This window comes from Cupriavidus sp. CP313 (assembly GCF_054072015.1).
In genome coordinates, this window is record NZ_JBSVZB010000090.1 from 1 (window position 1) to 923 (window position 923).

2 pseudogenes are annotated in these 923 nt (G+C 60.3%); both read left to right on the forward strand.

Features of this window, described 5'->3' with window-relative positions:
- A pseudogene (locus ACW4E8_RS41000) lies at positions 1–474 on the forward strand (IS607 family transposase); the annotation flags it as partial.
- Positions 471–923, forward strand: a pseudogene (locus ACW4E8_RS41005) (transposase); the annotation flags it as partial. The pseudogenes ACW4E8_RS41000 and ACW4E8_RS41005, both read left to right, overlap by 4 nt.

Genomic DNA, 923 nt, shown 5'->3' on the forward strand with positions numbered 1-923 from the left:
GCTTGGCGGCGGGCCTGAGAAGCGATCGACAATCGTGTACTGCCGCGTCAGTAGCGCTGGGCAGCGCGACGACTTGCGATCTCAGGTGGCGGCGATGGAGGAATACTGCCGGGCTGGCGCAATTGCTGTTGACGAGTGGATTCAGGAAGTCGGCGGCAGCATGAACTTCAAGCGCAAGCGTTTCCTCGCGCCGATTGAGCGCATCCAGCGTGGTGAGATTGAGCGAGTTCTCATCGCCCACAAAGGTAGGCTCGTTCGCTTCGGATTCGACCTGCTCGACCATCTTGCGCGCGAGAACTTTGCGAGATCATCGCAGTCAATCAGGAATCGCTGTCGCCAGAGCAGGAAATGGTTGAGGACCTGCTTGCGATCGTCCATACGTTCTCCTGCCGCCTGTACGGCATGCGCAAGTACAAAAAGCAGATCAAGGAAGACTATCCGGGTAGCAAGGAACCGAAGGAAATTCTGGAATGACAACCGTCACCCGCACGCTCTATGCGACGTCGTCGTCCGTGCCTGCGCTTCGCGCGGTGTGCAGGGCGACGGCGTTCGTCCGAGCGGACCTCTGGCGTCGCTACGGCGCGCTGGGGAACGTCGGCAAGAGTGCGGCTGACATCCGCAAGGAAGTGACTGCTGGCGGCTGGTATGCGTCGCTCGCGGTGGACGGCACGATCCGAGCCGAGACCACGAAGGACGCCGTCAACGACATCCTGACGTACAAGGCGGCCGCATGCGCGAAGGTGCGACAGGCCATCGCGAAGCGGAGCTCCGACGAGGCAGAGCGAAAGCGGCTCTATACCCTGCTCAAACGTGACAAGTGGCTCGAAGACAAATACCTGCACCGGATGATGCGCAAGTACTTTCGGCACGGCGTTTCGAGTTGCGACAATCAGTTCATCGTCCGCTCGGACAAGCATCAGAGC